Source organism: Sphingopyxis sp. 550B, from assembly GCF_057401805.1.
In genome coordinates this window covers 2,786,625-2,808,225 of record NZ_CM171610.1, presented here as the reverse complement: position 1 = coordinate 2,808,225, position 21,601 = coordinate 2,786,625, and the positions used below count along the sequence as shown (strand labels likewise).

23 protein-coding genes are annotated in these 21,601 nt (G+C 67.1%); 12 read left to right on the top strand and 11 right to left on the bottom strand.

What is annotated here, in order from left to right:
• Nucleotides 1-3: 3 nt before the first annotated feature.
• Nucleotides 4-738, top strand: a complete 735-nt coding sequence (locus AC2S9W_RS13175) for an SDR family NAD(P)-dependent oxidoreductase (RefSeq protein WP_067109934.1) — start codon at nt 4-6, stop codon at nt 736-738.
• Nucleotides 739-803: 65 nt separating this feature from the next.
• On the top strand, nt 804-1,190 hold the full coding sequence (locus AC2S9W_RS13170; RefSeq protein WP_067183833.1) for a hypothetical protein: 387 nt from the start codon (nt 804-806) through the stop codon (nt 1,188-1,190).
• A gap of 202 nt (nt 1,191-1,392) precedes the next feature.
• On the opposite strand, the gene AC2S9W_RS13165 is transcribed toward AC2S9W_RS13170, so the two are convergent.
• The 4 genes from AC2S9W_RS13165 to AC2S9W_RS13150 form a co-directional block, all read right to left on the bottom strand.
• Nucleotides 1,393-2,550: a serine hydrolase domain-containing protein gene (locus AC2S9W_RS13165; protein ID WP_486570998.1), complete on the bottom strand. Its 1,158-nt coding sequence runs from the start codon at nt 2,548-2,550 to the stop codon at nt 1,393-1,395.
• Between the two features lie 40 nt (nt 2,551-2,590).
• Nucleotides 2,591-3,871 carry a class I SAM-dependent methyltransferase gene (locus tag AC2S9W_RS13160; RefSeq protein ID WP_486570997.1) on the bottom strand — a complete coding sequence of 427 codons (1,281 nt, stop codon included), beginning with the start codon at nt 3,869-3,871 and terminating at the stop codon, nt 2,591-2,593.
• Between the two features lie 92 nt (nt 3,872-3,963).
• Nucleotides 3,964-5,001 carry a 2-oxoacid:ferredoxin oxidoreductase subunit beta gene (locus AC2S9W_RS13155; protein ID WP_067109946.1) on the bottom strand — a complete coding sequence of 346 codons (1,038 nt, stop codon included), beginning with the start codon at nt 4,999-5,001 and terminating at the stop codon, nt 3,964-3,966.
• Nucleotides 5,002-5,034: 33 nt separating this feature from the next.
• Entirely contained in the window at nt 5,035-6,897 is a 1,863-nt protein-coding gene (locus tag AC2S9W_RS13150) for a 2-oxoacid:acceptor oxidoreductase subunit alpha (RefSeq protein WP_286750071.1), read from the bottom strand.
• Between the two features lie 193 nt (nt 6,898-7,090).
• On the opposite strand from AC2S9W_RS13150, the gene AC2S9W_RS13145 reads away from it, so the two are divergent.
• The 3 genes from AC2S9W_RS13145 (at nt 7,091) to folK (ending at nt 9,472) form a co-directional block, all read left to right on the top strand.
• Nucleotides 7,091-8,032 carry an alpha/beta hydrolase gene (locus AC2S9W_RS13145; RefSeq protein WP_286750070.1) on the top strand — a complete coding sequence of 314 codons (942 nt, stop codon included), beginning with the start codon at nt 7,091-7,093 and terminating at the stop codon, nt 8,030-8,032.
• A complete protein-coding gene (locus AC2S9W_RS13140; protein WP_286750069.1) occupies nt 8,029-8,505 on the top strand; it encodes an RNA pyrophosphohydrolase in 477 nt (158 codons plus the stop codon). The genes AC2S9W_RS13145 and AC2S9W_RS13140 overlap by 4 nt, the downstream gene beginning before the upstream one ends.
• 406 nt (nt 8,506-8,911) lie before the next feature.
• Entirely contained in the window at nt 8,912-9,472 is a 561-nt protein-coding gene (gene folK, locus AC2S9W_RS13135; RefSeq protein ID WP_286750068.1) for a 2-amino-4-hydroxy-6-hydroxymethyldihydropteridine diphosphokinase, read from the top strand.
• A gap of 9 nt (nt 9,473-9,481) precedes the next feature.
• Here the strand turns inward: folK and AC2S9W_RS13130 are convergent, their stop codons facing one another.
• From AC2S9W_RS13130 to AC2S9W_RS13100, 7 genes are all read right to left on the bottom strand, one after another.
• Nucleotides 9,482-9,751: a DUF6961 family protein gene (locus AC2S9W_RS13130; RefSeq protein WP_286750067.1), complete on the bottom strand. Its 270-nt coding sequence runs from the start codon at nt 9,749-9,751 to the stop codon at nt 9,482-9,484.
• A gap of 75 nt (nt 9,752-9,826) precedes the next feature.
• Nucleotides 9,827-10,597 (bottom strand): DUF72 domain-containing protein, encoded by a 771-nt coding sequence (locus AC2S9W_RS13125; protein WP_286750066.1) that lies wholly within the window; start codon nt 10,595-10,597, stop codon nt 9,827-9,829.
• Nucleotides 10,598-10,657: 60 nt separating this feature from the next.
• On the bottom strand, nt 10,658-11,005 hold the full coding sequence (locus AC2S9W_RS13120; RefSeq protein WP_148650861.1) for a VanZ family protein: 348 nt from the start codon (nt 11,003-11,005) through the stop codon (nt 10,658-10,660).
• A gap of 19 nt (nt 11,006-11,024) precedes the next feature.
• On the bottom strand, nt 11,025-11,747 hold the full coding sequence (locus AC2S9W_RS13115; protein ID WP_286750065.1) for an anti-sigma factor family protein: 723 nt from the start codon (nt 11,745-11,747) through the stop codon (nt 11,025-11,027).
• The gene (locus AC2S9W_RS13110; protein WP_286750064.1) at nt 11,740-12,270 is read right to left on the bottom strand and encodes a sigma-70 family RNA polymerase sigma factor; all 531 of its coding nucleotides are present in this window, start codon (nt 12,268-12,270) and stop codon (nt 11,740-11,742) included. Before AC2S9W_RS13110 ends, AC2S9W_RS13115 begins: the two co-directional genes overlap by 8 nt.
• A 40-nt stretch (nt 12,271-12,310) precedes the next feature.
• The gene (locus tag AC2S9W_RS13105; RefSeq protein WP_486570996.1) at nt 12,311-13,534 is read right to left on the bottom strand and encodes a glycosyltransferase family 4 protein; all 1,224 of its coding nucleotides are present in this window, start codon (nt 13,532-13,534) and stop codon (nt 12,311-12,313) included.
• A 51-nt stretch (nt 13,535-13,585) separates the two neighbouring features.
• On the bottom strand, nt 13,586-14,080 hold the full coding sequence (locus tag AC2S9W_RS13100; protein WP_286750062.1) for a MarR family winged helix-turn-helix transcriptional regulator: 495 nt from the start codon (nt 14,078-14,080) through the stop codon (nt 13,586-13,588).
• A gap of 259 nt (nt 14,081-14,339) precedes the next feature.
• On the opposite strand from AC2S9W_RS13100, the gene ectA reads away from it, so the two are divergent.
• Genes ectA through AC2S9W_RS13065 form a run of 7 tightly spaced genes read left to right on the top strand, consistent with a single transcriptional unit; the run spans nt 14,340 to nt 21,588 of the window.
• Nucleotides 14,340-14,852: a diaminobutyrate acetyltransferase gene (gene ectA, locus AC2S9W_RS13095; RefSeq protein ID WP_286750088.1), complete on the top strand. Its 513-nt coding sequence runs from the start codon at nt 14,340-14,342 to the stop codon at nt 14,850-14,852.
• 2 nt (nt 14,853-14,854) lie between these two features.
• Nucleotides 14,855-16,159 (top strand): diaminobutyrate--2-oxoglutarate transaminase, encoded by a 1,305-nt coding sequence (gene ectB, locus AC2S9W_RS13090; RefSeq protein WP_286750061.1) that lies wholly within the window; start codon nt 14,855-14,857, stop codon nt 16,157-16,159.
• 24 nt (nt 16,160-16,183) lie between these two features.
• Nucleotides 16,184-16,585 carry an ectoine synthase gene (locus AC2S9W_RS13085; RefSeq protein WP_286750060.1) on the top strand — a complete coding sequence of 134 codons (402 nt, stop codon included), beginning with the start codon at nt 16,184-16,186 and terminating at the stop codon, nt 16,583-16,585.
• A 30-nt stretch (nt 16,586-16,615) separates the two neighbouring features.
• Nucleotides 16,616-17,536 (top strand): ectoine hydroxylase, encoded by a 921-nt coding sequence (thpD, locus tag AC2S9W_RS13080; RefSeq protein ID WP_286750059.1) that lies wholly within the window; start codon nt 16,616-16,618, stop codon nt 17,534-17,536.
• Nucleotides 17,533-18,993: an aspartate kinase gene (locus AC2S9W_RS13075; RefSeq protein WP_286750058.1), complete on the top strand. Its 1,461-nt coding sequence runs from the start codon at nt 17,533-17,535 to the stop codon at nt 18,991-18,993. The genes thpD and AC2S9W_RS13075 overlap by 4 nt, the downstream gene beginning before the upstream one ends.
• A 10-nt stretch (nt 18,994-19,003) precedes the next feature.
• Nucleotides 19,004-20,242, top strand: a complete 1,239-nt coding sequence (locus tag AC2S9W_RS13070; RefSeq protein ID WP_286750057.1) for an MFS transporter — start codon at nt 19,004-19,006, stop codon at nt 20,240-20,242.
• Nucleotides 20,239-21,588 (top strand): MFS transporter, encoded by a 1,350-nt coding sequence (locus tag AC2S9W_RS13065; protein ID WP_286750056.1) that lies wholly within the window; start codon nt 20,239-20,241, stop codon nt 21,586-21,588. The genes AC2S9W_RS13070 and AC2S9W_RS13065 overlap by 4 nt, the downstream gene beginning before the upstream one ends.
• Nucleotides 21,589-21,601 lie beyond the last annotated feature (13 nt).

Below are 21,601 nucleotides of genomic sequence, written 5' to 3'. Positions count from 1 at the left end.
GAAATGACCAAAACATCCGAAGAACTGGCGGGGCAGGTCGCGCTCGTCACCGGCGCGAGCCGCGGCATCGGCGAGGCGATCGCCTATTCGCTCGCGCAGCGCGGCGCGCATGTCGTGATCACCGCGCGCACCGCGGGCGGGCTCGAGGAACTGGAGGATCGCATCCATGCCGCGGGCGGCAGCGCGACGATCGCGCCGCTCGACCTGACCGACGGCGACAGCATCGCGCGGCTGGCGAGCGCGATGGCCGAGCGCTGGCAGCAGATCGACATGCTGGTGATGAACGCCGCGATGCTCGGCACATTGACCCCCGTCGCCGCGATCGACGGCAAGGAATTCAACCGGCTGCTGACGCTGAACCTGATCGCACAGCAGGCACTGATCGCCAATTTCGACCCGTTGCTGCGGCGGTCGGCGAACGGCCGCCTGCTCGCGCTGTCGACCGGCGTCGCGCGGAATCCGCGCGCCTATTGGGGCGCCTATGCGGCGTCCAAGGCGGCGTTCGAGACGCTGGTGACCTGCTATGGCGCCGAAATGCGCAACATCTCGACCGTGCGCACGGCGATCCTCGACCCCGGCGGCACGCGCACCCAGATGCGCGCCCGCGCCTATCCCGGCGAGGACCCGCAGAGCATCAAGGACCCGGCGGCGGTCGGCGAATATGTCGCGCAGTTGATGGTCGAGGGCTTCGACAGCACCGCCTATCATGCGCTTCCCAAGGTGATGGAAGAGGCTTAACGCGATCTTTGCTTTCCTGTGGCAACAGGCTTGCTCGACAGGACCAATTCGCAAAGGCATCGGGAATGAGCAGCAACATCCTGCGTTCGGCGATCGCGGCCGTGGCCGGCATCGTCATCGCCTTCGGCCTGATCTGGCTCGCCCAATATGCGGGCAGCGAATTGTCGCCCGATGTCTATGATCCGCAGACCGGCGAAGTGCTGATCCCGGTCGGTTCGACCGTCGCGCTGCTCGTCGGCTGGTTCGTCGGCACCTTCGCCGGCGGCTGGGTCGCGATGCGCGTGTCGGGCGGCACGGGCGCGGGATGGATCGTCGCGGGCGCTGTGATCGGCGCCGGCGTCTATCGCGCGGTCACGCTCGCCGACGCCTGGTGGATCATACTGCTCGGCATCCTGATCCCGCTCGCCGCCGCATGGGCAGCGCAGCGCGCCACCGCCGTCGCGGCGCCCTGATCCGCGGCCCGGTGAGCGCCGGGAATACAGCATGACGCCTTGGAAGGAATCGTCATTGCGAGCAGAGCGAAGCAATCCAGGGCGGTTTACGCCACTCTGGATTGCTTCGCTCCGCTCGCAATGACGGAGAAGTATCCGCGCCTTCGCGGGGATGCTGATGAAGGTCCCGGTTTTCGCTGGCAACGTGATTTTCGCGGGATGGCTATTGGCCTTCCCGGTCCACCGCCGCCTGCACCTGCTTGTAGAAAGCCTCGCGCGCCGCGCCGACGCCCTCGGGGTCGGTCGCGGTCGGCCAGTTGCCGTTCGACGCGATCACCAGCCGCCGCTTCGGGTCGATGAAGATGCCCTGGCCGAAGATGCCCTGCGCGGCGAAGCTGCCGTCGTCGTTGGTCCACCATTGATAGCCATAGCCGCGCCCCGGCATGTCGATATCGGCCTGCTTCGTCGTCGCCGCGGCAAGCCAGTCGTCGGGCAGCACCGTCTGCCCGCCCGCGACGCCGCCGCCGAGGATGAACTCGCCGAAGCGCGCATAGTCGCGCAGGCTCGCCGACAGGCAGCAGCCGCTGATCTCGTGCCCCGTCGGGCCGAGCATCCACACGGCGTTCTGCTCCATCCCGAACGGCCGCCAGACCTTTTCGGACAGATAGGCGGACAGCGTCTTGCCGGTCGCGCTCGATACGAGCACCCCGATCAGATTGGTCTCGCCGGTCTTGTAGACCCACTTCGACCCCGCGGGCGCTTCGCGCGGCAAGGTCTTCATATAGCTGACCGTTATATCCTCACCCGGGACCGGCTGTTGCAGGTTGAACTGCGCGACGTCGGATTTGGGATCGGTATAATCCTCGTTCCATTGGACGCCCGACGTCATCGTCAGCAACTGGCGGACACTGACGTCGTCATAGGCCGAACCTTTCAGCCCCGGGATATAGGCGGTGACCTTGTCGTCGAGGCTCTTGATGAAGCCGTCCTTCACCGCGGCGCCAACCAGCGTCGAGGTGAAGCTCTTGGCCACCGAAAAGCTTGTCCAGCGCCCATCGGGGACATAGCCGAGCGCATATTTCTCGAGGCGTATCTTCCCATCCTGAACGATGATCAGCCCGGCGTTGCGCTGCCCCGCCATATAGGCATCGACGTCGATGCCGAGGTCGACCGGCGCGCCCTGCGGCAGCGGGTGGACCGGGCCACCCGCCTCGACCGTGTGGACGACCACCTTCGGGACCGTCTCCATCGTGCGAAAAGCGAGGTCACGCTGGTCCTGGCTCCAAAACAGCACGTTCAGATCCTCCGGCAATTGGGTTGTCGTCTGGGCCGATGCGGGGGCACTCCCCACGGCCGCCGCGGCGCAAAGCAGCGCCGCCATTGCAAATCGTCGCAAATCTGTCTCCCCTTCTTCCTGTTTTTCAGCCCGCCTTTTCGAGCGTGACCTGCGCGACGTCGATGCCGCCGCCACGGAAACCGCCCTCGCAATATTGCAGATAATAGCGCCACAGGCCGACGAAGCGGTCGTCGAAACCGGCGGGCAGGCGCCCGTCGCCGACCGCCGCGTCGAAGCGCGCGCGCCATTCGCGCAGCGTTTCGGCATAGTCGCCGCCGAACCGCCGGACGTCGCGCCACGCGAGCTCGCGCGCTTCGGCGAGTGCCTGGAAGCGGCTTTCCGAGATCAGGCAGCCGCCGGGAAAGATGTGGGCCTGGATGAAATCGCTGCTCGCGGCATAGCGCGCGAACAGCGCGTCGTTGATCGCGATATACTGGATCGCCGCCTTCCCCCCGGGCCGCAGCAGCCGCGCGATCGTGTCAAGATAGGCGGGCCAATAGGCCTGCCCCACCGCCTCGACCATCTCGACGCTCGCGATCGCATCGAACGCGCCGGTCATGTCGCGATAGTCGCACAGGGCGATGCGCGAGCGGTCCGACAGGTCGACCGCGGCGAGCCGCGCGGCGGCGACCTCCGCCTGCGCCGGCGACAGCGTGATGCCGGTGTAGAGGACGTCGTGCCGCTCGACCGCGCGCTCGGCCAGCGCGCCCCAGCCGCAGCCGATCTCGAGCAGGCGGCTGCCCGACCGCAGGTCGAGCCGGTCGAGGATCGCATCGACCTTCGCCGCCTGCGCCTCCTCCAGCGTCTGCGCGGCATCGGCAAACAGCGCGCTCGAATAGTTCAGGCCAGCGTCGAGCCACAGGCGGTAGAAATCATTGCCGAGATCGTAATGCGCGAGGATGTTGCGCCGCGCGCCGCTGCGGCTGTTGCGGTTGAGGAAATGCGCGGCTCGGTTGATCCAGCGCCATGGTCCGCGCGCGCGCGCCGCCCGGCCCAGCGATTCCGCGTTGCGCATGAACAGGTCGAACAGCGGCACCGGGTCGACCGACGACCATTCACCGCGATCCCATGCGCGATACCAGCCCACCGAGCCCGAGAGCGCGAGACGCACCAGCGCGGACCAGCTCTGCACATGGACGACCGCGACCGGTCCCTTGCCGCGGCCGCCCAGCATGCGGACGCTGCCGTCGGGCAGATGCCCCTCGATCGCGCCATGGTCGAGCCCCGCGTCGATGCGGTCGAGCTGGCGGTGGAAGAAGGCGGCCGGCGCGTGCCGGATCAGTCGCGGCACGAGCCCGCCGGAGCGGAACGAACGCTCCGCCCCCAGCAGCCTCTCGCCGCGCGCCTTCCTGACATGCGTGTTCATAGACCTTGTGTGCCGCAAAGCGGCGCGCAAGACAATCGCCTGTCGCGCGGCGCCATGACGTCAGGGCCCGGCTCCGCGCGCACGGCGGAACCCTAAAGGTCGGGTCCGCCTTCCTTCACCGTCCAGGTCTGCCCCTTCTTGAGCAGCCCCTGGAGGTCGGCCGTCTTGCCTGCGGCGGCGGCCTCATTTTGGCGCCAGACATCGGCCTCGAAGGTCGGGCGCGGGTCGTCGTAGAGGACGCCGAGCGCCATCGGGAACTCGCCGAAGCGCATCTCGACCAGCATGTGCGCGACGCTGCGGTTGGTGACGTCGTGGACGATTACGCCCGCCGCCTGCCAGTCGCCGTCGACCACGTCGACGACCTTGAGCGTCAGCGCCGCATGGTCGAGCGCAATCCCCTTGGCGCCCTTGGCGAACAGCATCGGCTCGCCATGCTTCAGCCAGAGCTGGCGGTCCTCCGCCCCCTTGGGCGCGGCGAAATCCTCGAACACGTCCTTGTTATAGACGATACAGTTCTGGAAAATCTCGATAAAGGCGGCGCCCTTGTGGGCGTGCGCGGCCTTCAGCACGTTCGGCAGCTCCTTCGACACGTCGAAGCCGCGCGCGACGAAGCGCGCCCCCGCGCCGAGCGCGAAGGCACAGGGCTGCGCCGGGCGGTCGATCGAACCGAAGGGGGTCGAGGGACTGTTCGTCCCGACGCGGCTCGTCGGCGAATATTGTCCCTTGGTCAGGCCATAGATCTCGTTGTTGAACAACATGATCTGGCAGTCGAGATTGCGGCGGATGACGTGCATCGTGTGGTTGCCGCCGATCGACAGCCCGTCGCCGTCGCCGGTGATGATCCACACGTCGAGGTCCGGATTGGCGAGCTTCAGCCCCGTCGCGAACGCCGGCGCGCGGCCGTGGATCGTGTGGAAACCATAGCTTTCGACATAATAGGGAAAGCGCGACGAACAGCCGATGCCGCTGATGAACACCGTATTTTCCGGCACCGCGCCGATGTCGGGCAGCGTGCGCTGCACCGCCTTCAGGATCGCATAGTCGCCGCAGCCGGGGCACCAGCGGACCTCCTGATCGGTCTCCCAGTCCTTGAGCGTCGTGGTGCGGGCGATGGTGGTCATCTCGTTCATGCTGTTTCCTCTCGGGGCAACGACGCTTTCGCGTCAGCCCAGCGCCTCCTCGATGGCGGCTTCGATCTCGGCGATGCGGAAGGGCTGGCCCGAAACCTTGTTCACCGGTTTCGCGTCGACCAGATACTGGTCGCGGAGCACCGTCTTGAGCTGGCCCGTGTTCATCTCCGGCACGATGACCCGGTCGTAGCTCTTGAGCAGCGCGCCCAGATTGGCGGGCAGCGGCCAGATGTGGCGGATATGGATGTGGCTGACGTCCGCTCCTTCGGCGCGCTTGCGGCGCACCGCCTGGTGGATCGGGCCATAGGTCGATCCCCAGCCGACGACCGCGAGCCGGCCGCCCTCGGCGCCGAGTTCGACGATCTGGTCGGGAACCTTGATCCCGTCGATCTTCATCTTGCGCAGGTCGGTCATCGCCTGATGGTTGGCGGGCTGATAGTTGAGGTGGCCGGTGTCGACCTCCTTCTCGATCCCGCCGATGCGGTGGAGCAAACCGGGCGTTCCCGGCTTCACCCACGGGCGCGCCAGCTTTTCGTCGCGTCCATAGGGCTTGAAGCCGCCCTCCGGCACTTCGGTCAGGAACTCGACCGGGAACGCCTCATAAGCGGTCAGGTCGGGGACCTTCCACGGTTCGGCGGCATTGGCGATGTAGCCGTCGGTCAGCAGCATCACGGGCGTCATATATTGCGTCGCGATGCGGCAAGCCTCGATCGCGCATTCGAAGGCGTCGCCCGGCGAGCGCGCGGCGATTACCGGCATCGGCGCATCGCCGTTGCGGCCATAGACCGCCTGATAGAGGTCCGACTGCTCGGTCTTGGTCGGCAGGCCGGTCGAGGGGCCGCCGCGCTGCGAGTTGACGATGACCAGCGGCAGCTCGGTCATGATCGCGAGCCCCATCGCCTCGCCCTTGAGCGCGATGCCCGGCCCCGACGAACTGGTCACGCCGAGCGAACCGCCATAGCTGGCGCCGATCGCCGAGCAGATGGCGGCGATTTCGTCCTCGGCCTGAAAGGTCGTGACGTCATATTCCTTGAGCCGCGACAGATGGTGGAGGATCGCCGACGCAGGCGTGATCGGATAGCCGCCGAAGAACATCGGCAGCTTCGCAAGCTGCGCGCCCGCAACGAGGCCGAGCGCGATCGCCTCGGCCCCCGTCAGCGTGCGATAAAGGCCCGGTGCTACGGGCGCCGGCGCGACGTGATGCTGCTTGAGCGGCCCCGACAGCTCGGCCGTCTCGCCGAAGGCGTGGCCCGCATTGAGCGCCGCGATATTGGCGTCGGCGAGATTGGGGTCCTTGGCGAACTTCGCCTTCAGCCATTCGATCAGCGGCTGGCGGTCGCGGTCGAACATCCAGAGCGCCAGCCCCAGCGTCCACATGTTCTTGCAGCGCAGCGCTTCCTTGTTGCCGAGCCCGAAGGGCTTGACCGCGTCCATCGTCGCCTGGCTGATGTTGAGCTTGAGGAGCTGCCACTTGGCGAGGCTGCCGTCCTCGAGCGGGTTCGCGTCATATTTCGCCTTGGCGAGGTTGCGGTCGTTGAACTCGCCCTCGTCGGCTATGATCAGCCCGCCGGGCTTGAGCTGGGGGACATTGGTCTTGAGCGCCGCGGGGTTCATCGCGACGAGCACGTCGGGCGCGTCGCCCGCGGTCGTGATCTCGCTCGACCCGAAATTGATCTGGAAAGCCGAAACGCCGAACAGCGTGCCCTGCGGCGCGCGAATCTCGGCGGGAAAGTCGGGGAAGGTCGCCAGATCGTTTCCGGCCAGCGCGGTCGAAAGCGTGAACTGGCCCCCGGTAAGCTGCATGCCGTCGCCCGAGTCGCCCGCGAAACGCACCACCACCGCATCGGAAAGGGAGGACTCGGGTGCTGCCGCCTCGTCCGCTACCGCTGTCGCCATTCTATCTTCTGCCTTCAAAACCTGCGAACCGTGATTCGGCCTAGGCTCGTCCGCGCCAAGCCGCAATTGAGAAAAAATTGTCGGCGGCCAAGCAGCCGCGCACCCGCCATTCCAAAACCAGTTGTCAAATGCCATTGAATTATCCGCGGCGATGCCGAATAGCTTGCGCAGACAACAGCAAGGGATCGACAGGATGACCGACGGCACCACCCCCTATGTCCGCCCCGATGTGGCGGGTTTTCTCGCCTTCCTGAACGCGCAGGAGGGCCCGAAGATGGAGGAACTGCCGCCGGAGGGCGCGCGCGGGATGATGCGCGCGATGGGGCAGCTTGCCGACGTCCCGCGCGGCGCCATCGCCAAGGTCGAGGATCGCACCATCCCGGGGCCGGCAGGCGCGATTCCGATCCGCATCTACGACGAACGCCCCGACCGCGAAGCGGGGCCGGTGATGGTCTTCTATCACGGCGGCGGCTTCGTGATCGGCGATCTCGAAACCCACGATCCCTATTGCGCGGAGGCGGCGCGCATCCTCGACATGCCGGTGATCGCGGTCGATTACCGCCTAGCTCCGGAACACCCCTTCCCCGCCGCGCCCGAGGATTGCGAAGCCGCGACACGCTGGGTCGCCGACAATTTTCCCTGCACCGGCCTGGTCCTGTCGGGCGACAGCGCGGGCGGCAACCTGACCATCGTCACGGCGCTGTCGCTGCGCGACCGGCCGGCGTCGAAACCGGTGATCGCCATCCATCCCATCTATCCGGCCGTGTCGACCCACAACGACTGGCAGAGCTACCGCGATTTCAAGGAAGGCCATTTGCTGACCGAAGCCGGCATGACCTGGTTCGGCGACCAGTATCAGTGGGTCGAGGACGATTACCGCGCCGCGCCGCTGAACTTCCCTGCCGAAGGCCTGCCGCCGACGCTGCTCGTCACCGCGGGCCTCGACCCGCTGCGCGACCAGGGCCGTGCCTATGCCGCCAAGCTGATCGAGGCGGGCGTGCCCACGACCTATCGCGAGGCGGCGGGCACCATCCACGGCTATATCTGCCTTTCGCAGGGCGTTCCGAGCGCCAGGGACGATATTCGCGGCAACCTGACCGTCCTCAAGGCGATCGTGGCCGAACAGACGGCATGAGCGACGCCGGCGCCCTGCCCTATCGCCCCTGCGCGGGGGTGATGCTCGCCAATCGGACCGGCCGCATCTTCGTCGGCCAGCGACTCGATTCGAGCGCCGACGCCTGGCAGATGCCGCAGGGCGGCATCGACCCCGGCGAGGATGCCGAAGCCGCGGCGCTGCGCGAGCTGGAGGAGGAAACGGGCGTCCACGCGGGGCTGGTCGACATCATCGCGCGCAGCCGGACCGAGCATCTCTACGACCTTCCCGACGATCTGATCGGCACGGTGTGGGGCGGCCGCTATCGCGGGCAGCGCCAGAACTGGTTCCTGATGCGCTTCATGGGCGAGGATGCCGACGTCCATATCGTCACCCCCCATCAGGAATTCCGCGCGTGGCGCTGGGCAGAACTCGACGAGCTCGAAAGGCTGATCGTCCCGTTCAAGCGCGCGCTCTATCGCGCGGTGGTCGAGGAGTTCCGCCCGCTCGTTTAGAATCTGTGGGGATACGGTTTCGGCGCGGTTTCTCTTTTCCTCATCCTGAGCTTGCTTGGCCTATATGCGCCCATCAGGCAGATAAGGTCTGTTCCCCGGCGAAAGCCGGGGCCCAGATGGCACAGCGCTGCCGCGCGTGGACCCCGGCTTTCGCCGGGGAACGGTTGTTCCTTGCCGGAAAAGAATCTTCACCAACCTGCTCAGGATCCGTATCCGCCCTCCGCTAAACGGCGCCCATCTCAATCCGTTCGTGTCGAGCGAAGTCGAGACACCCATCGGCCTTGCGCTACACCGATTAGGTGTTTCGACTTCGCTCGACACGAACGGGACGGTGACTCGGATAGGGTGCGCCAAGGATTGCACGCCGGGCTTACAATCGCCGGCCGCTTGCGATAGGCGCCGCCGCATGCGCGACGCGCCATCCCATGTTCCCGAGCCGCTGGCGCTCTATGCCATCGGGCTCGGGTCGAACCGTCGCCATGCGCGCCATGGCGATCCGCGGCGAGTGCTGCTGGCCGCGCTCGCCGCGATGGAGAGCGTCGGGATCGAGCCGGTCGACGCGAGTCCGATCATCGCCAGCGCACCGCTCGGCCCGTCGCGGCGGCGCTACGCCAATGCCGTCGCGCTCGTCGCGTCGCCGCTCAGCCCGCCCGAAATGCTCGATCGACTGAAGGCGATCGAGGCGGCCTTCGGGCGCCGCAAGGGCCAGCGCTGGAGCGCGCGGACGCTCGACCTCGATATCCTGCTCTGGTCGGGCGGGGCGTGGAGCGACGCGGCGCTGACCATCCCCCATCCGGAGATGGCCCGGCGCCTTTTCGTGCTGCGCCCCCTGACGACGATCGCGCCGCGCTGGCGCCATCCGCTGGCGCAGCGAAGCATCCGCCAATTGCTGCGAAGACTCGAACGCCCGAGGCCCATCGACCGCAAGGCCGCGGCGCACGAGGCCGGTGGACGGTCGGAGGTCTAGGTCGCAGACCTAGGTTCCGGAAGGCGAGCCGTTCGAGACGGATGCGACGACAGCCGGGTCCAGCGACACATCCCTGGGGGTTCCATATCCCTGATAGCGGATCGCGTGCAGATCGGTCAGGCACTCGGCAACCTGGGCCCAGAAATCGGCTTCGGCCACTTCGCCGGATGCCTTGAACTGCGCGATCTTGCCGGCGATGATCCGCGGCGCCTCGTCGCCATAGCGGCTTTCGAACGCGAGCGCCTGTCCCCACAGGTCGTGATCGGCTTTGGCTCCCATGTCGCGACTCCATTTTCCATGCCTGTGGGCTGCAAGGACGATATGAGCCGCCCGCAACGGCTTCCATAACAAAGGTTAGGGACCGACGCGCGGCGCGAACCCGTCGGCCTCGCGCTGCGCGCCATCGTTCGAAAGCAGATCGTCGAGCGCGAGCGCATCGCCCAGAGCAGCAAAGGACGCCGTATTGTCGAAGATGCACCACGCCGGCGCCGCCGATTCCGCCTGCGCGATCTGCGCGCCATAGGATTTCAGCCGCTCGGCCCCATAGGGCGAATGATAGACGACGGGCGACCCGTGCAGCCGCCAATAGGAAAAGCCGCGCCATCCGCCGGGCATTGCCGCCGCAGGAACCCGGGCTGGATCGGCGGCAACCCGCGCGATCCGCAGGCTGGCGAGCAGGTCGTCGGCCTCGGCCGCGAACCAGCTTGCATGCCGTGGTTCGCACACCACGCGAGCCGCCGACGCGGCGGTAAGCTGGTGAAAGAAGGTTTCGGCAATAGCGGAATCGAAGACGAGCTTCGGCGGCAACTGAACGAGCAGCACGCCCAGCTTATCGCCAAGACCGGCCATCTCGTCGAGCAGCTTCGCGATCGGGTCGCCGCAATCGGCCAGCGCCCTTTCATGGGTGATCGTGCGGGGCACCTTGACCGAAAAGCGGAAATCGTGCGGCACGATGGCGCCCCATCGCGACCATGTCTCGGGACGGTGGGATCGGTAGAAGGATGAATTGACCTCCACGCACGAAAGCCGCGCGGCATAGCGTTCGAGCGCGAAGCCTTCGTGCGGAAAGCCATCGGCATAACGCGCCGCGATGCTCCAGCCCGCCGTTCCGATCCTGACCGACATGTGTTTCCCAACGCCCTTGCGGCGCGGGCGTTCCGGTGTCGGCCGCCCTCGTAGACGGCTTTATCCCGCCCGTTCCCTTCGGGCGAATTTCCGAACCGCGACGCAAAGCGCAATCGTCAGCGCGATGGCGGCGAGGTCGGCATACCAGTCGCCGATGTCGCCGTCGCGGTGCAGCGTCGGCACCGACTGCACGAACTCGATCAACGCGCCAAGCGCCGCCAGCGCCGCGAGGATCCAGAACCAGCGGACGGCGGGATAGGCCAGGAAGAACAGCAGGGTCAGCACCACGAAAGCCAGCATATGCTGCGATTTGTCGCTTTCGATCAGCATGGGGGGTTGCGGAGACCATGCGAACCAGAGCGTGACGAGCAGCGCCAGCCAGAAGAAGAGCCTGAACAATCGATCCATACGGCCGCCCTATACCGCATCAGGACCATGTGCGTGCAAGCACTTCCGCCCTCGCGTCCATCTCGCCGGGTTCGCTTTCGCCGACCAGCGCGTAGGACATGTCACCGCGCCGCCAGTAGGCTACCGACTGCGCGCCCTCGCGGATCGCGTCGGGCTGTTCGGGCGCGCCATTCTTCCGGCGCTGTAGGAAGATGGAAAGCCGGTCGCCCTCCTGCGTCTGCACCGCCATCAGCAGCGCCGGGCCCCGCTCCGTCGGAAAGAGCTGCACGTCGGTGACCGTCCAGTCCTCCGGCACCGCAGGCACGGCGATGTTGGTCGCGCGGCGGATTTCCTGCGCGTTGAAGCGCGGCGCCTCGACCTGCGAATCCATCGCCGCGCGCAAAAGAGCGACGCGGTGCGAAGTCAACGCATCGTCGACATAGGCAGGCGGCGTGCGGATGACGATCGTCAGCACCAGCGCCGCCATTCCCGCGGCCGCCAGCCCGCCCAGCGGCGCCCAGAGCCGGCGCCGCACGGGTGCTGCGGAGGAAAGCGAACGCGCCGCCTCGATCAGATGCGCCGGCACCGGCTGCCGGCCGCGCGCGAGGAGTTGCAACGCGCTGCGTCGCCCCATGTCGCCCAGAACCGCCGCTGCCTTTTCGGGATGGCGGCGCAGATAGTCCTCGACCGCGAAACGGCCTTCGACATCGAGCTCGCCGTCGATATAGGCATCGATCTCCATATCGCTCGGTCCGTCAGTCACCCCGCCCTCCCACGATGCGCAGCGCGGTCGTCGGGACCGGCTGCTCGTCCAGTTCGCGAAGCGCCGTGCGCGCCCGGGCGAGCCGCGACATCACCGTCCCGACCGGAACATCCAGCAGGTCGGCGCATTCCTGATAGCTCAGTCCCTCGACCGCGGTCAGGTGCAGCACCGCGCGCTGATGCTCGGGCAGCGCCGCGAAGCAGCGCGCGATATCAGTTAGCCGGGCGTGATGTTCCTGCGCCGCGTCCGAATGGGCGACCAGCGTCTCGGCGAAGCGGTCGTCGCGCCGTCGCTCGGCCGCCCGCCGCCGGAGCCCGGAAACGAAGACGTTGTGAACGATCGCGAGCAGCCAGCGCTGGCGGCTCCGGCCCCGCTTGTAACCAGCATCGCGCTCGATCGCGCGAACGACGGCGTCCTGCACCACGTCGTCGGCGTCGTGGTGATCGCGCGCCAGCGCGCGAGCATAGCGTCGCATCGCAGCCAGCTCGCCGGCGATATCGTCGTCTTCATGGCGATCGGTCATCGCGGGCTCATATGCACCAAAAGCACCGGTTTCGCCATCGTCAGGCGACTTTCGCCAAGGTCGGAACGGATTCGCGGCGCGCGACGCGCTCATAGACGCGCGCGACCTCCGCCAGTATCTCGTCCCAGCGGAAGCGGTCGGCCGCGTCGCTCGCCGCGCGGCCCAGCAGGCGAAGGCGGGCCGGCTCGCCGATGAGCCGCGCCGCCGCGGCCGCATAGGCCCCGGCGTCGCGCGCCGGCACTAGCAGGCCGGTCCGTTCGTGATCGATCAGCGCCGACGCGCTCGCGACATCGGCCGACACCACGCCGAGGCCGGACGCCATCGCCTCCAGATTGACGTTTCCGAAGGCTTCGGTGACGCTGGGGTTGATGAGAAGATCGGCGCTCGCCACCGCCTGGCCCAGTTCGCTTCCTTCGAGCAAGCCCATGAAGGTCGCGTTGGGCAAACGGCGCGCGATCCAGTCGCGCGCCGGACCGTCGCCGACGATCATCGGGCGCACCGCCAACCCCTGCGACCGCAGGCGGGCGATCGTCTCGGCGAACAGGCCGAGCCCCTTTTCGAGCACCAGCCGGCCGAAGAACAGCGGCACGATCTCGTCCGGCTTGTAGCCCAGCCGGGCACGCAGCGCCTCGCTCCGCAGCGCCGGATGAAACATCGCGCGGTCGACCCCGCGCGACCATATCGAGACCTTCCGATCGCCGAAGCGGCTGGCCATCTCGTCGCGGATCGGCGGCGTCGGCGCGAGGATGTGATCGCTGTCGCCGTAGAAGCGCGCCAGATAATCGACGACGGGCCGCCGCAGGAAGCCGAGGCGATAATAGTCGAGATAGGTTTCGAACCGGGTGTGCAGGCTCGCCACCAGCGGGATACCGGCGGCCCGCGCATATTTCTGGGCCTGCCGACCGAGAATGTCGGGCGCGGACAGGTGGACGATGTCGGGCGCAAAAGCCTCCATGTCCGAGCGCGCCGCGCGCGTGAAGCCGAGCGCGAGCCGATATTCGGGGCGCCCGGGAATGCAGGCCGAGCGGACCGACACGACGTCGCCGACCGAAGCGAAAGCCTTTTGCGGGGCCGTCGGCGAATAGATGCGCACCTGCGCGCCCGCCTGGTGCAGAAGATGGTCCACCAGACGGTTCAGCGCGCGGTTGGCGCCATCGCGAACGCAATCATAATTTCCGGAGAACAAGGCGATCCGCAAGGGGGCGGTCCGCGTGGACCGGGGCTGGACAAGCAAGGGAGAGGAACGTGATAAAATGCCGGACATGCCAGGCATACGCCTGTAGCGGCCCGGTTATTCCATCGGCTCGCGCCCGATCTACGGAGCGCCGGTTCCCTCCCGGTCGATCAGCCCGGTGTCGAGCAACGGCGCGGCGTCGATATCCGCGGCGCCCAGAAGCGCCGCCAGCCGTTCGGTGCTCGCGAGGATCATCGCCTGTTCCCACGACGGCAGCGCGGCGAAGCGGTGCGCGAAGATTTCCTGCAGCGCATCCGGCGCATCGGCGAGCCGCTGCCGGCCCTCCGTGGTCGCATCCAGGAATATCTGCCGCTTGTCCCGCTCGCTGCGCCGCCGCGTCACGAGGCCGAGGGCGACGAGCCGGTCGGTGATGGCCGTGATCGTGGCGTGGCTGAACTGGAGCCGCTGGGCGATCGTTCCCGGCGTGACCTCTTCCCGCGCCTCGACCTCGCGCAGGACGAGCAGTTGCGACGGGGTCAGGCCGGTCGCCGCTGCCAGCTTGCGGCTCCCACGATCGGTCGCGCGCAGGATACGCCGCAAGGCCTTCAGGGTCGCATTCGCAATCTCGGTCTGCATGCGCCCCTGTTAGCGGCACGGAGGGGCGGCACCAATCCCATTCTTCCCGATGAATGCGGGTAAATATATTTCGCTTTATGAACCATTTTTCCCCGCAGGGGTTGATCGCTTCTCAATAATGCGTATGTTTTTGCACATCCCCACTCGCAATTTTTCATGCGACTCCGAAATATATTTCAGGAGATGAACGATACTGGATCAACGCCAGAATAATGAATCCTTGCCCTTGAGGCCTGTGTCGGACGCGGCGCCGGCATCGATGCCGGGTCTGCAACTGCGCAGACCGGTTGCCGAAGACGGACCGGCGATCACCGCCCTGATCGCGCGCTGCCCGCCACTCGATCGCAATTCCGCCTATTGCAACCTCATCCAGTGCGCACATTTCGCCGATCAGTGCATCGTGGCGGAAAAGGACGGCCGGATCGTCGGCTGGGTGTCCGGCCACCGCCCGCCGTCCGACCCGCACGCCTTTTTCGTGTGGCAGGTGGCGGTCGCGGTCGAGGGGCGCGGGAAAGGACTCGCCAGTCGGATGATCGGGGCATTGTTCGCCCGTCCCGCGCAGCAGGATGCAACGCATCTGACGACGACCGTCACCGACGACAATGATGCCTCGTGGGCGCTCTTTCGCGGCCTCGCGCGCGCCTGGGACGCGCCGTTCGAGCGTAGCGTCCTGTTCGACAACAAGACCCATTTCGCCGGTGCGCACGCCACCGAATATCAGGCCCGCATCGGCCCGATCGATCGCAGCAAGTTTCAGCAAGCACAGGGATAACCATGACCATGACACCTCAACCGTCCGGCGCGATTCCGGACAGGAGCATCTATGAGCGCCGTGAATCGGGGGTCCGCAGCTATGCCCGGTCGATGCCGCGCCAGTTCGGCAAGGCGGCGGGCGTGTGGATGCACGACAATCGCGGCGGCCGCTATCTCGATTTCCTGTCGGGCTGCTCGACGCTCAACTATGGACACAACCATCCGATCCTGAAGCAGGCGCTGCTCGACTATATCGGCGGCGACGGCATCGCTCACGGCCTCGACCTTCATACCGACGCGAAGGCGGCCTTCCTCGAAACCTATGAGGCGCTGATCCTGAAGCCGCGCGGGCTCGACTATCGCGCGATGTTCACGGGCCCGACCGGCACCAACGCGGTCGAAGCGGCGATCAAGCTCGCGCGCAAGGTCACGGCGCGCGAGATGGTCATCGCCTTCACCAACGGCTTTCACGGCATGACGCTGGGCGCGCTCGCCTGCACCGGCAATGCCGCGAAGCGCGGCGGCGCGGGCGTGCCGCTGTCCCATGTCAGCCACGAACCCTATGACGGCTATCACGGGCCCGAAGTCGATACCGCCGACCTGCTCGCGCAGCGGCTCGCCGACCCGTCGAGCGGCCTCGACGCCCCCGCCGCGATCCTCGTCGAAACGGTGCAGGGCGAAGGCGGCCTCAACACCGCATCGCCTGAATGGCTGCGCCGCATCGCCGCGCTGGCGAAAGCGCATGGCGCGCTGCTGATCGTCGACGATATCCAGGCCGGCTGCGGGCGAACCGGCTCCTTCTTCAGCTTTGAAGGGATGGGTTTCACGCCCGACATCGTCACCCAGGCCAAGTCGCTGTCGGGCATGGGGCTGCCCTTTGCGCTGACGCTGTTCCGGCCCGAATTCGACCAATGGTCGCCGGGCGAGCATAACGGCACCTTTCGCGGCAACAACCACGCCTTCGTCACCGCCACCGCCGCACTGCGCCATTTCTGGAGCGACGGGGCCTTCACGGCGGATATCGCGCGACGCGGCGACCTGCTCGCGGCGCGGCTCGATGCGATGGCCGCCGAGCATGGCTTCGAGACCCGCGGTCGCGGCATGATGCGCGGCATCAATGTCGGATCGGGCGAGCTTGCCGACGCGGTGACCGCCGCCTGTTTCGATGCAGGTCTGATCATCGAGACCAGCGGCGCGCACGGCGAGGTCATCAAGATCCTCGCCCCGCTTATCATCGACGACGCGCTGCTCGCGGGCGGCCTCGACATTCTCGAAACGAGCCTGCGCGAGGCGATGGCCGACGATTTCGCCGTCGCCGCCGAATAGGCCTCATCAACAGGAGACACATCCATGCTCATCCGCAATCTCGGCGATATCCGCAAATCGGATCGCAACGTCCGCTCGAACGGCTGGGTCAGCGCCCGCCTGCTGCTCAAGGACGACGATATGGGCTTTTCCTTCCACGTCACGACGATGTTCGCCGGCGAGGAATTGAAGATGCACTATCAAAACCACCTCGAAGCCGTGCTCGTCCTCAAGGGCACCGGGACGATCGAGGATCTCGCGACCGGCGAAATCCACAGGCTGCAGCCCGGCGTCATGTATGCGCTCAACGACCATGACCGGCACGTCGTGCGGCCCGAGACCGACATATTGACCGCGTGCGTCTTCAACCCGCCGGTCACCGGCAAGGAAGTGCATGACGAGAACGGTGCCTATCCGGCCGAGGCCGATCTCGTCTCCGCCGACTGAATCCATCCATCATCAGCAGGGGGACATTCCGTGAAAGACCTCTACCCATCGCGGCACGCGGCAAGCGCCGAACTGCTACCGCGTCTCGACCCCGTCGTCCATGGCGACTGGAACCCGGATGCACCGATCAGCGAGGCGCAGGCTACGCAATTCGACCGCGACGGCTATCTCGTCCTCAAAGGCGTCTTCTCGGACGCCGAGGTCGCGCATCTGCAGGGGGCGGCGAGCAAGCTGCTCGCCGATCCCGCCGCGCTCGACGCGGAGACGATCGTCGCCGAGCCGCAGAGCCGTGAAATCCGCTCGATCTTCGAGATTCACCGCCAGAGCGACGCGATGGCGCGGCTCGCGTCCGACGCGCGGCTCGCCGACGTAGCGCGCTTCCTGCTCGGCGACGAGGTTTACATCCACCAGTCGCGCCTCAACTACAAACCGGGTTTCAAGGGCAAGGAATTCTATTGGCACAGCGATTTCGAGACATGGCATGTCGAGGACGGCATGCCGCGGATGCGCGCGCTGTCGATGTCGGTGCTGCTTGCCGAGAACACGCCGCACAACGGACCGCTGATGGTCATTCCGGGGTCGCACCGATCCTATCTGACCTGCGTCGGCGAGACGCCCGAAGACCATTATCTGAGTTCGCTCAGGAAACAGGAATATGGCGTTCCCGACGAGGATCACCTCGCCGAACTGGCGCACGATCATGGCATCGTCGCGCCGACCGGCAAGCCCGGCACCGTCATCCTGTTCGACTGCAACCTGATGCACGGATCGAACGGCAACATCACGCCCTTCCCCCGCGCCAACGCCTTCCTCGTCTATAATGCGGTTAGCAACCGGCTGGAACAGCCGTTCGGTGTCGACAAACCGCGGCCTTGGTTCCTGGCCCATCGCGGCGAGCCCGAGCCGCTGACGGTCGCGTCGGGCCCGCTCGTCGAAGCGGTGCCGGCATGAGGGGGCATCATAGCGTCGAGAAGGTCGGCGGCACCTCGATGGCCGCGACCGCGACCCTGTTCGACAATGTGCTGATCGCGGGGTGTTCGGGCGGCGACCTCTATAGCCGCATCTTCGTCGTCTCCGCCTATGCCGGGATGACCGACCTGCTGCTCGAGAACAAGAAGAGCGGCGAACCCGGCGTCTATGGCCATTTCGTCGACGACGACGATGCCGGGGCGTGGCGCGCGGCGATGGAGCGGGTGCGGGCGGCGATGCGCGCGCGCAATGCGGAGATGTTCGCGCGGCCTGAAAGCCGTGCCGAAGCCGACCGCTTTGTCGATGCGCGGGTCGATGCCGTCGCCGCCTGCCTCGACGATCTCGCGCGGCTGCGCAGCCATGGGCGATTCAGCCTGAAGGACCAGTTCGTGACGGTGCGCGAACTGCTCGCCGGGATCGGCGAGGCACACAGCGCGCACAGCACCGCGCTGTTGCTCCGCGACCGGGACGTCAACGCGCGCTTCGTCGACCTGACGCTGTGGGACGAGGACGACGTGCGCAGCCTCGACGCGCGGATCGAAGAGGCGTTCGCCGCGATCGACCTTCGCACCACCCTGCCGATCGTCACCGGCTATGCCGGCTGCGAGGGCGGCATGGTGCGGCGCTATGCGCGCGGCTACACTGAAATGACCTTTTCGCGCATCGCGGTGCTGACCGGCGCGCGCGAGGCGATCATCCACAAGGAGTTTCACCTGTCGAGCGCCGACCCGAAGCTGGTCGGCGAGCGGCGGGCGCGCAAGATCGGGCGCACCAATTACGACGTCGCCGACCAGCTCGCCAATCTGGGCATGGAGGCGATCCATCCGGGTGCGGGCCGCGGACTGCGCCAGTCGGGCATTCCGCTGCGCGTCCGCAACAGTTTCGACCGCGAGGATGCGGGGACGCTCGTCACCGGCGACTATGTCTCCGACGTCCCGCGGGTCGAGATCGTCACCGGGCTGCGCCAGATGCAGGCGCTGCAATTCTTCGAGCAGGACATGGTCGGGGTGAAGGGGTATGATGCCGCGATCCTTGCCGCGCTGACCCGCCACAAGCTGTGGATCGTCAGCAAATCGTCGAACGCCAACACCATCACCCATTATCTGTCGGCGAATGCCGCCGCGGTGAACCGGGCGGCCGCCGAATTGCAGGACCAATATCCCGACGCATCGATCACCGCGCAGCCGGTCGCGATGGTGTCGGTGATCGGCAGCGACATTTCGCGCCCCGGCCTCGTTACCGAGGCGCTGCGCGCGCTCGACGCGGCGGGGGTGCCGATGATCGCGATGCAGCACCAGATCCGCAACGTCGACGTGCAGTTCCTCGTCGCGCCGCGCGATTTCGATACCGCGGTGCGCGCGCTGCACAAGGTGTTGGTCGAGGATGGGGCGCTGGTCGAGGACGAGGCGGCGCCGGCGGAAGATCGGCGCGCCGCTTGACGCGCCGCCCATGCTCGACTCGATCCGCCCGGTCCGCAGCCTGCTGATCGCCATCTTCATGATGATGGCGGGCAGCGGCTTCCTGTCGACGCTGATCGGCCTGCGGCTCGAACGCGAGGGTAGCGGAACGATGGTCATCGGCCTCGTCGCGACCGCCTATTTCGGCGGGCTGGTGATCGGTGCGCTGCGCGCCGGGGGCGTGGTGCGGGGGGTGGGGCATATCCGGTCCTTTGCGGCGTTCGTCGCGCTGCTTTCGGCCAGCACCCTTGCCTATGCGCTGGTCCAGCATCCCCTGCTGTGGGGCGCGTTGCGGCTGGTCGACGGCGTCTGCGTCGCGGGGGTCTTCGTCTGCCTCGAAAGCTGGCTCAACGACCGCGCCGAGCCCGATACGCGCGGCACGGTGCTCGCGTCCTACATGGTCGCCCTCTATTCGGGGCAGGCGATCGGCCAGTTGCTGCTCCGTTCGGGCAGCACGGCGCCGCAGGTGCCGTTCGAACTCGCCTCGATCCTGATCTCGCTCGCGATCATCCCGATCTGCCTGACGCGCAGCACCGCCCCGGCGCTGACGGAAGCCGCCTCGCTGCCGCTCCGCCGCCTGTTCGCCGCCTCGCCGCTCGGCGTCGTCGGCGCCGGGATCACCGGACTGCTGCTCGGCGCCTTCTACGGCCTCGCCGCCATCTATGCGCGGCGGCTCGGGCTCAGCCTCGCAGCGACCGCGACCTTCATGATGGTCGTGATCCTCGGCGGGGTGGCGTTGCAATGGCCGCTCGGGCACCTGTCCGACCGCTACGACCGCCGCCGCGTGATCGTCGGCGGCTTCGCGCTGACGCTGGCGGTCAGCGTCGCGCTGGCGATGCAGCCGTCGGGCACGCTGCTGCTCGCGCTCGGCTTCGCCTTCGGCGGGCTCGGTTTCGCGCTCTATCCGCTCAGCGTCGCGCATGCGAACGACCGGCTGCTGCCGTCGGAGCGCGTGACCGCGAGCGGGCAGCTCGTGCTCCTCTACTCGGTCGGCGCCGCGCTCGGCCCGATCGGCGGCGCGGCGGCGATGACGCTTGCCGGAGCAGGCGGCCTCTTTCTCTTCATCGCGTTCGCGGCCGGCGCGATGCTCGTCTTTGGCCTCTGGCGCCTCGTGGTGACCGACGCGGTGCCGGGCGAGGCGCAGCAGGATTTCCAGATATTGCCGCGCACGACCCCGACCGCCGCGCTGCTCGATCCCGCCGCCGACCCGCAACAACAGGTGATGACATGACCACGCAAACCCTCGCGCAACCCTCCTGCGCGCCGTCCAGCGCCGACCCCTCGACGCTGCGCCGCGCGATCGCCGCTTCGGCGCTGGGCAATGCGACCGAGTGGTTCGACTACGGCATCTATGCCTATGGCGTCACCTATATCTCGGCGGCGCTGTTCCCGGGCGATACCGACGAGGCGATATTGTTCGCGCTCGCGACCTTCGCCATCTCCTTTCTCGTGCGGCCGCTGGGCGGCCTGTTCTGGGGGCCGCTCGGCGACCGGATCGGGCGCAAGTCGGTGCTCGCGCTCACTATCCTGCTGATGGCGGGCGCAACGCTGTGCGTCGGGCTGATCCCATCCTATGACCGCATCGGCTTCTGGGCGCCGACGCTGCTGATCGTCCTGCGCATGATCCAGGGCTTTTCGACCGGCGGCGAATATGGCGGCGCGGCGACCTTCATGGCCGAATATGCACCCGACGACCGCCGCGGCTTCTTCGGCAGCTTCCTCGAATTCGGCACGCTCGCGGGCTTCTCGCTCGGCGCTTCGCTGATGCTGATCTTCTCGCTGACGCTCGGCGACGCGGCGATGCACGACTGGGGCTGGCGCATCCCCTTCCTGATCGCCGCGCCCCTGGGGCTGATCGGCACCTATCTGCGCTCGCGGATGGAAGACACGCCGATCTTCCTGGAGGAATGCGTCGTTGCCGAAGCCCGGCAAGCCCCCGGGCTCGGCACGCTGATGCGCGATCACTGGCGCCCGCTGCTCGTCGTCGGTGGGCTCGTCGTCGCGCTGAACGTCGTCAACTATACGCTGCTCAGCTATATGCCCACCTATCTCCAGCGGCGCATCGGCCTGTCGCCCGACGAGGCGCTGATCGTGCCGATCGTCGGCATGTTCTTCATGATGCTGTTCCTGCCCTTCGCCGGCGCGCTGTCGGATCGCGTCGGGCGGCGGCCGATGTGGCGCGCCTCGCTGATCGGCCTGCTGGTCGGCGTGGTGCCGCTCTACATGCTGATGGGCACCGGCCTCGCGGGTGCCACCATCGCCTTCATCCTGCTCGGCCTGCTCTACGTCCCGCAGCTCGCGACCATCTCGGCCACCTTCCCCGCGCTGTTCCCGACCCCGGTGCGCTTCGCGGGCTTCGCGATCGCCTATAATGTCTCGACCTCGATCTTCGGCGGCACCGCGCCGGCGATCGGCAGCGCGCTGATCGGCTGGACGGGCGACCAGCTCATGCCCGCCTATTACATGATCCTGTCGTGCCTGATCGGCCTCGTGGCGCTGCGCTTCATGCCCGAGACGGCGGGCAGCTCGCTGCGCGGCGATCCGTTCGCGCGACCGGTATCGGTGATCGACCGCTAGCTCCATCGCGGAT

What these genes read in the sequence shown, in the direction of transcription:
- AC2S9W_RS13175 (WP_067109934.1), top strand. Translation starts at nt 4, where the DNA reads ATGACCAAAACATCCGAAGAACTGGCGGGGCAGGTCGCGCTCGTCACC.
- AC2S9W_RS13170 (WP_067183833.1), top strand. Translation starts at nt 804, where the DNA reads ATGAGCAGCAACATCCTGCGTTCGGCGATCGCGGCCGTGGCCGGCATC.
- AC2S9W_RS13165 (WP_486570998.1), bottom strand. Translation starts at nt 2,550, where the DNA reads ATGGCGGCGCTGCTTTGCGCCGCGGCGGCCGTGGGGAGTGCCCCCGCA.
- AC2S9W_RS13160 (WP_486570997.1), bottom strand. Translation starts at nt 3,871, where the DNA reads ATGAACACGCATGTCAGGAAGGCGCGCGGCGAGAGGCTGCTGGGGGCG.
- AC2S9W_RS13155 (WP_067109946.1), bottom strand. Translation starts at nt 5,001, where the DNA reads ATGAACGAGATGACCACCATCGCCCGCACCACGACGCTCAAGGACTGG.
- AC2S9W_RS13150 (WP_286750071.1), bottom strand. Translation starts at nt 6,897, where the DNA reads ATGGCGACAGCGGTAGCGGACGAGGCGGCAGCACCCGAGTCCTCCCTT.
- AC2S9W_RS13145 (WP_286750070.1), top strand. Translation starts at nt 7,091, where the DNA reads ATGACCGACGGCACCACCCCCTATGTCCGCCCCGATGTGGCGGGTTTT.
- AC2S9W_RS13140 (WP_286750069.1), top strand. Translation starts at nt 8,029, where the DNA reads ATGAGCGACGCCGGCGCCCTGCCCTATCGCCCCTGCGCGGGGGTGATG.
- folK (WP_286750068.1), top strand. Translation starts at nt 8,912, where the DNA reads ATGCGCGACGCGCCATCCCATGTTCCCGAGCCGCTGGCGCTCTATGCC.
- AC2S9W_RS13130 (WP_286750067.1), bottom strand. Translation starts at nt 9,751, where the DNA reads ATGGGAGCCAAAGCCGATCACGACCTGTGGGGACAGGCGCTCGCGTTC.
- AC2S9W_RS13125 (WP_286750066.1), bottom strand. Translation starts at nt 10,597, where the DNA reads ATGTCGGTCAGGATCGGAACGGCGGGCTGGAGCATCGCGGCGCGTTAT.
- AC2S9W_RS13120 (WP_148650861.1), bottom strand. Translation starts at nt 11,005, where the DNA reads ATGGATCGATTGTTCAGGCTCTTCTTCTGGCTGGCGCTGCTCGTCACG.
- AC2S9W_RS13110 (WP_286750064.1), bottom strand. Translation starts at nt 12,270, where the DNA reads ATGACCGATCGCCATGAAGACGACGATATCGCCGGCGAGCTGGCTGCG.
- AC2S9W_RS13105 (WP_486570996.1), bottom strand. Translation starts at nt 13,534, where the DNA reads ATGTCCGGCATTTTATCACGTTCCTCTCCCTTGCTTGTCCAGCCCCGG.
- AC2S9W_RS13100 (WP_286750062.1), bottom strand. Translation starts at nt 14,080, where the DNA reads ATGCAGACCGAGATTGCGAATGCGACCCTGAAGGCCTTGCGGCGTATC.
- ectA (WP_286750088.1), top strand. Translation starts at nt 14,340, where the DNA reads ATGCCGGGTCTGCAACTGCGCAGACCGGTTGCCGAAGACGGACCGGCG.
- ectB (WP_286750061.1), top strand. Translation starts at nt 14,855, where the DNA reads ATGACCATGACACCTCAACCGTCCGGCGCGATTCCGGACAGGAGCATC.
- AC2S9W_RS13085 (WP_286750060.1), top strand. Translation starts at nt 16,184, where the DNA reads ATGCTCATCCGCAATCTCGGCGATATCCGCAAATCGGATCGCAACGTC.
- AC2S9W_RS13075 (WP_286750058.1), top strand. Translation starts at nt 17,533, where the DNA reads ATGAGGGGGCATCATAGCGTCGAGAAGGTCGGCGGCACCTCGATGGCC.
- AC2S9W_RS13070 (WP_286750057.1), top strand. Translation starts at nt 19,004, where the DNA reads ATGCTCGACTCGATCCGCCCGGTCCGCAGCCTGCTGATCGCCATCTTC.
- AC2S9W_RS13065 (WP_286750056.1), top strand. Translation starts at nt 20,239, where the DNA reads ATGACCACGCAAACCCTCGCGCAACCCTCCTGCGCGCCGTCCAGCGCC.